Origin of the sequence: Brachyspira sp. SAP_772 (assembly GCF_009755885.1) — a bacterium.
Taxonomy (GTDB): Bacteria; Spirochaetota; Brachyspiria; order Brachyspirales; family Brachyspiraceae; genus Brachyspira.
In genome coordinates this window covers 1-796 of record NZ_VYIX01000109.1, presented here as the reverse complement: position 1 = coordinate 796, position 796 = coordinate 1, and the positions used below count along the sequence as shown (strand labels likewise).

The window sequence follows — 796 nt, the reverse complement described above, 5'->3', positions numbered from 1 at the left end:
TCATCTAAAAACCTATACCCCAAAGCATTAGCCATACCAATACCGCAATCATTAGTAGCACTGCCCCCAATTCCAATAAGTATCTCTTTAACTCCYCTATTAATAGCATCTCTTATAAGCTCTCCCGTTCCATAAGTAGAAGATTTTAATGGGTTTCTCTCTTTCTCATCAACCAAAGTAATACCCGAAGCCTCAGCCATCTCTATAACCGCCTGACTRCTGTTAATTAATCCATACTTAGCACTTACAGTTTTTCCYAAAGGGTTTTTTACATCAACTTTTATAAACTCTCCGCCCGCAGCATAAATYACACTCTCAACCGTACCCTCACCGCCGTCTGCTATAGGAATCTTTTTAATAACAGCATCTTTAACTGCCTTTAATACCCCTCTCTCTATACATTCAGCAACTTCTAAACTGCTCGCACTTCCCTTAAATGAATCTGGTATTATTACTATCTTATACACAAGCTTTAATCCTTAAAAAATTATATATACTAATATAGTCATTTAATTTATATTTTCTTTGTATAAGAAATACAAAAAATATATAATTTTTTGTGTTCATTATACAAAGCAAACTGAAAGTTTTTTTATTATACTAATAATAATAAATGATTAGGAGGATATTAATATGTCTGGGGGATTATTAATAATTGTTTTTGTTATATGTATTGCTGTTATGATATTTGCTATATCAAAATTAAAAATACACCCTTTCCTATCTATAATGGGAATATCTGTTGTTTTTGCTTTTATAGCTGATATATCATTAAAAGATATCCCGTCTATTATAG

The 796-nt window shown here is 31.3% G+C and carries 1 protein-coding gene; it reads right to left on the bottom strand.

Annotated elements, in window-relative coordinates:
- On the bottom strand, window positions 1-467 hold a 467-nt coding region (locus GQX97_RS12900), incomplete at its 3' end, for a glycerate kinase (protein ID WP_157152267.1).
- Window positions 468-796: the final 329 nt, after the last annotated feature.